Source organism: Olsenella sp. CU969 (assembly GCF_905219715.1).
GTDB classification, from domain to species: domain Bacteria; phylum Actinomycetota; class Coriobacteriia; order Coriobacteriales; family Atopobiaceae; genus Granulimonas; species Granulimonas faecalis.
The window spans coordinates 1-6618 of the sequence record NZ_CAJMXC010000093.1 but is presented as its reverse complement, the minus strand read 5'-3'; the positions used below and the strand labels follow the sequence as shown (position 1 = coordinate 6618).

Here is a 6618-nt window from a genome sequence, read left to right as displayed (position 1 = left end):
TGCTCCAGGTCGCCCATGGCGCAGAGGAGCGGGTGCTCGGAGCGCAGGCGCGCGTCGCCGGCGGCCAGGGCCCTGCGGCGGGCCGCCCGTTCCTCGGCACCGGTGCCGGCGGGCCCCGGGCGCACGCCGGCCAGCGCGGCCACGGCGCAGGCGTCGCCGGCGGCCAGGCGCTCCAGCACAGGGGCCACACCCAGCTTGGCGAGCCAGCGGCCCTGGAGCTCGCCCGACACGTCGCGCTGCGCCCCGTCGCCCAGTCCCAGGCACCACAGGCGGTAGAACGTGAACCGCGTGGCCGCGCGGTTGGAGAGCTTCCTCACCTCGTAGGCGTTGTAGTCCTCCATGGCCCGGCCGCGGCCCACCTCGGTGGGCCTCCCCGCCGCGGCTGCCTGGGCGGCGTCGTAGGCGGCCTGCAGGTTGACCGAGGCGTCCTCCCAGGGGGCGGCCAGGATGGAGTCGTAGGAGAAGACGTCCTCGGTGGAGCCGAACGGCACCAGGCCGAACCGCTCCTCGCCGCCGGAGATGTTGCGCACGGACTCCAGGACCTCCTCGCTGCGTACGAGCACTGAGACCAGAGGGTTGCACTGGGGTGGCGTAGCCTCGTCGAGCGTGCCGGCGAGCACGCGCTCGGAGAGGGTGCGGTGCAGCCTCAGGGACACGTCGAGGTCGACCTCGTCGTCTCCGAGGCACGTCACGGTGTAGACGCGGCTCTCCCTGCCGATGGAGACGGTGCAGGTGCCGGCCCCGTCGGGCCCCCAGCAGAGAGCCTCCACCTCCTTGCCGGCGAGCAGCGGAGAGAGGTCCTCGGTGCGGGCGTCCGCCTGCACGAGGCACACGGTGGGCAGCGCCTTCCCCTCCGCCCCGTCCTCGGCCAGCGGCTCGGCGAGGTCGGCCAGGCACGACGGCTCGCCCTCGGGCACGCGTTCGGCCATGAGGCCGGGCCACATGGCGGCGAGCTCGCCCAGGCGCTTCCCCGCCTCCAGGTCCACGCCCACGATGCGGAGCTCCACTCCGGGCAGGNGGCCGAACCAGAAGGCGGCGCNCACCGCCTCGGCGCCGAACGACCCCACGCCGAGCACCAGTACGACGAGGCGCTGCCGGGGCACGAGCCCCGCCGAGACGTCCACGGGGTCGAGGACCTCCGTGAGCGGGTGGCTCACGAGGGAGTCCCACACCACCTGGCGCTCCTCGGAGAGCAGGCGCACCTCCACGAGGTCGCGCACCCGCACCATGAGCGGGGAGAGGCCCTCCACGATGCGACGGCGCCGCTCCTCCTTGGAGCCGTGGCCGCGGTTGCGCCTGAAGAGGCGCGCCAGGACCTCCTCGTCGGGGCGGCGGTGGGGGAGGGAGTCGAAGATGAGGTCGTCGTCGGGGTTGCCGTGGACGCACCACACGTGGATGTTGCCGGCGTAGCGGCGCGTGCGGTCGGTGAGGGAGGGCCGCGCGCCCACGCGGTCGACGTCCCAGGCCCGCGCGCCCATCTCCCACGAGACCATCTGGCTCGTGAGGGTGTCGCACAGGGCGATGGTGGCGCGCACGTTGTCGTCGGTGTCGTTGGAGACCACGAGGTAGTAGACGTTGCAGCGGGTTTGGGTCCAGCGCGCCAGGTGGCCGGGCACGCTCTCGAGCCCCAGGGGCGTGAACACCACCGTGGCGCNGCCGNAGGCCTCCTCACGCACCTGTTGGGCCATGCCGTTGCCGTCGGCGACGGCGGCGCTCGACAGGTCGCAGAACACCAGGAGCGGCATGGAGCGGCTTCGCCTGCCGCCNTTCTGCACGNGGTCGAGCACGTCCTTNGCCAGGGTGACGGTGTTGTCGTTGAGGTCGTAGAACACGTAGATGTCGCGCCTCAGGACCGACTTCNTGGCGCTCTCGGCAAAGAGGAGCAGGCCCGTGAAGCCGTTGGCGAAGAAGTCCACGGCCGTGAGGGCCAGCATGACCGGCGCCGCCACGGTGTAGAAGCAGAGCACCTGGTAGTAGAGCAGGGAGAGCAGCCCGTCGCCCATCACCTGGTGGATGACCGGCGTCCACTCCTCCAGCTCGCCCGCAACGCCGGTGATGTTGACGGTGAAGTAGAACGTGGCCGGCACCGCCTGGGCGAGTCCGGGCCACAGGTCGCCGTGGGACCCGGGNAGGTGGATGGCGATGGGCAGCAGGAGGAAGAACGCCCCCACGAGGATGAGGGCGAACTTGCCGCCCATGGTCCCCAGCCACTTGAAGCGGCTCTTGAGCCTGGCGGAGCCGATGGATGCGGCGATGAGGACGATGGAGAGCACGCCCACGGCGAAGCAGAAGGCGGCCAGGGGGTCGGTGTGGGAGAGGTTGACGAAGCGCTCCTCGGCCACGGTGGACGAGTGGATGACCGACCCCGCCCCGGTCTTGTCGATGAGATGGGTCGTGTCCACGGCGGCTTCCTCCTCGTCTCCTGCCAGGAAGGGGAATATGCCCCGAGTCGGTCNCCGTTTTCTTGGCGTGNGGNGTTTCCNGAANCNTCTCCGCCAGCCCCCGTGTCGGGTAGTATCAAGGACCCGCCAACGCGGCACGACCGTCCCTACGACCCTACGGAGTCATGCCATGGCATTCGTGCACCTGCACAACCACACCGACTTCTCCATGCTCGACGGCGCCACGCGCGTCGAGGACATGGTCGCCCGGGCCGTCGAGCTCGGCATGCCCGCCGTGGCCATCACCGACCACGGCAACATGTGCGGCGTCCCGGCCCTNGCCCGGGCCACCGACGCCGTCAACCACGCGGAGCCCGACTACGACCAGTGGTTCCACGACAAGGACAACCTCGAGAAGGGCCGCCCCGTGGAGGAGCCCGACGCGTCCGACGAGCGCCGCCACGCCCAGTGGGAGGCCGACATGGCCTGCCACGAGGCCGGTCGCCCCCTGGACGAGGTCAAGCCCAAGCCCCGCGTGAAGCCCATCTTCGGCTGCGAGGTCTACTTCACGCCGGACTCCGAGCTCCGGCGCGACCGCAAGCCCGAGTACTACCACATGATCCTCCTGGCCAAGAANGAGACCGGCTACGTCAACCTCATGANGATCGTGTCGGACGCCGCCACCCGGGGCTTCTACTACAAGCCCCGCGTCACGCTCGAGATGCTCCAGGAGCACTCCGAGGGCGTCATCTGCACCTCCGCCTGCGTGNCCGGCATCATCCCGCGCAACATCATGACCGGCAACCCCGGCGAGGCCCTGCGCTGGGCCAAGACCTTCAAGGAGACCTTCGCCCCCGGCGACTTCTACCTCGAGGTCCAGGAGCACGGGCTCGATTTCTCGGACCGCTTCCCCGGCTGGACCGACCGCCGCCTCACCGAGACGCTCCTGGAGATGGCCAAGACCATCGGCGTCAAGGTGGTGGCCACCAACGACTTCCACTACCTCACCCGTACCGACGCCGCCATGCAGGACGTGGTGAGCTGCATCGGCATGGGCAAGACCCTCGANGACACCAACCGCATGCAGATGACGCAGAACCCGCCGGGGNCGGGTCAGGGCGAGTGCTACATGAAGGGCGAGGAGGAGATGCGCGCGCTCTTCGACTGGTGCCCCGAGGTCTGCGACAACACCCTCGAGATCGCCGACAAGTGCGACTTCGAGCTCGACTGGACCCNCATGTACCTGCCCAAGTTCCCCGGCCTCGCCGAGGGGGAGACCTCCGAGGAGCGGTTCCGCAAGGAGTGCGAGGAGGGCCTTGCCAAGCGCTACGGCGACGACTGGCGCGAGCGCGAGATCGGCGGCGAGTCCATCCTCGAGCGCTTCGAGTACGAGTACAAGGTCATCTGCGAGAAGGGCTTCGCCGACTACTTCCTCATCGTGCAGGAGTACGTGCAGTGGGCCAAGGACCACGGCATCGGCGTGGGGCCGGGCCGCGGCAGCGCCGCCGGCGCCATCGTGGCCTACGCCATGAACATCACCACGTTCGACCCCCTGGAGAACGGCCTCATGTTCGAGCGCTTCCTCTCGCCGGAGCGCTCCGAGATGCCCGATATCGACATGGACTTCGACGACGAGCGGCGTCTGGAGGTCGTGCAGCACGTGCGCGAGCTCTACGGCCCCGAGCGCGTGTGCCACGTCATCACCTTCTCCACCATCAAGGCCAAGCAGGCCATCAACGACGCCAACCGCGTGCTGGGCAAGCCCGTCTACATGGGGCAGAAGCTCTCCAAGATGGTGTCGGGCGACCCCAAGGCCAAGCTCAAGATGGTGCTCGACAAGACCCCGGGCAAGGAGGACCTCTACAGCCCGGACTTCGCCGACGCCTNCGGCCACGACCCGGAGTCCAAGGACATCATCGNCACGGCCCTCTCCATCGAGGGCCTCACCCGAGGCGAGGGCGTCCACGCCTGCGCCGTGCTCATCGCCCCCACGCCGGTGAACGACCACGTGCCCACCAAGCTCGACACCAAGGGCGGGTTCGAGATCACCCAGTACGAGGGCCACGACGTGGCCGACATNGGCCTGCTCNAGATGGACNTCCTGGGCCTGCGCACCCTCACGGTCATCTCCAAGGCCCTCGCCAACATCCGCGCCAACCACGGTACCGCCGCCGACGCCGAGGCCGCTCCCGAGGCCGTGCGCGCCACCCTCAAGGAGGGGTCCGTTGGCGTGGACATCGACGTCGACAAGATTCCCTTCGACGACCCGGCCATCTTCGACCTCATGNGCCGCGGCCACACCGCGGGCGTCTTCCAGGTGGAGTCCGGCGGCATGACCGCCACCATCAAGTCCATGCAGCCCAAGGAGTACCGCCAGGTGGTGGCCCTCATCGCCCTCTACCGCCCGGGCCCCCTGGGCGCCGGCATGGTGGACTCCTACATCAACCGCATGAACGGCCGCGAGCCCGTGGCCTTCTACGACGAGCGCCTGTCCGACATCCTGGACGAGACCTACGGCACCATGGTCTACCAGGAGCAGGTCATGAAGATCTCGGTCAAGATGAGCGGCTTCTCGGCCGGCGAGTCCGACAGCCGCATCCGCAAGCCCGTGGCCAAGAAGAAGATCAAGCTGCTTACGAGCACCGTCTTCCACTGGGACGACGGCGCCGATGAGACCACCTACGACCACTGGGTCAACGGCGCGGTCAAGAACGGCTACAAGCGCGAGGTGGCCCAGAAGATCTGGGACGACGTCCTCGAGTTCGCCTCCTACGCCTTCAACAAGAGCCACTCGGCCGGCTACGCCATCCTCGTCATGCAGACCGCCTGGCTCAAGGCCTANTACCCCCGCGAGTATATGGCGGCCGTGCTCACCAGCTACACCGGCAAGACCGAGAAGATCGTGCACTACATCGGCGCCTGCCGCCAGGAGGGCATCGACGTGCTGCCCCCCGATGTCAACGAGAGCGGCATCGAGTTCACCGCCGTGCCCGAGGGCATCCGCATCGGCCTCGCCGGCATCCGCGGCGTGGGCGAGGGGGCGGCCGAGCTCATCCTCAAGGAGCGCGCCGCGGGCGGCCCCTTCGCCACCATCCACGAGTTCTGCGATCGCGTGGACACCACGCAGGTGAACCGCCGCGTCATCGAGGCCCTCATCAAGGCCGGCGCCTTCGACTCCACGGGCTACACCCGCAAGCAGCTGGCCCACTTCGTCGACAAGGCCAACCCCGAGAACATCCTCNACGCCGCNNTGAAGNGCCAGAAGGACNNNGNCGCCGGTCAGGTCTCGTTCTTCGACATGTTCGCCGACGTCNCCGACTCCGGCTTCGCCTCCGACGTCCCCGAACCCGACGGCGAGGAGTGGGANCGCACGCTCAAGCTCTCCCAGGAGAAGGAGGTGCTGGGCATCTACGTGTCCGACCACCCCCTGCGTCCCTATGAGTACGCCCTCACCAAGGCCCGGAGCTACTCCATCGGCGAGGTGCTCAACGGCTACGAGCACACGGCCGACGACGGCGTCACCGAGATGCGCGCCGTTGACGACGAGCGCNCCATCTGGCTCGCCGGCATGGCCTCGACGGTGCAGAAGCGCACCACCAAGAAGGGCGACCCCATGGCCATCGTCACCCTGGAGGANATGGAGAACAAGATCGACGTCGTGGTCTTTCCCAAGACCTACTCCAAGTGCGCGTCGCTCCTGTTCCCCGACGAGGACGGCGACATCTTCCTGCGCATCGAGGGCCGCGTGGACCGCTCCGACCGCGGCGACCAGTTCATGGCCCAGTCGGTGGAGCCGCTGCTGCTCGACGACGAGGCCAACCGCCCCAAGACCCTCGAGGTGCTCATGCCCGCGGAAGGGGTCACCAAGGAGTTCCTCTCGGCGCTCTCCCGCTCGGCGTCACGCCACGGCGGCCTCGACTCCCTGGAGCTCTACGTGGACGGTGGCGCGGGGCTCATGCGCCTCTCCATGCCCGTGACCGTGGACGCCCAGTCCGTGGTGCTCTACGCCGAGGTGGCGGCCCTCGTGGACGCCCAGGGCAAGGTGCAGGTGGCCTAGGCGCCGGCCCGCCGCGCCGCGGCTGAATCAGGGACCCCCATATGGGGAACCCACAAGAAGGAGTGCCGGCGGCCCCGCGCTGAGTGGGGCCGTCTTTTTTCACTGCTGCGACGGGAGCGGGGGACAGCGACATGGCCAAGGGCGGGATCGTTCCGGAGCGCGTGGGGATCGTGGGGCTCG

1 protein-coding gene is annotated in these 6618 nt (G+C 69.0%); it reads left to right on the top strand.

The features are described 5' to 3' along the window. Positions 1-2571: 2571 nt before the first annotated feature. Positions 2572-6438: a DNA polymerase III subunit alpha gene (dnaE, locus tag JX283_RS07570; protein ID WP_204830031.1), complete on the top strand. Its 3867-nt coding sequence runs from the start codon at positions 2572-2574 to the stop codon at positions 6436-6438. Positions 6439-6618: the final 180 nt, after the last annotated feature.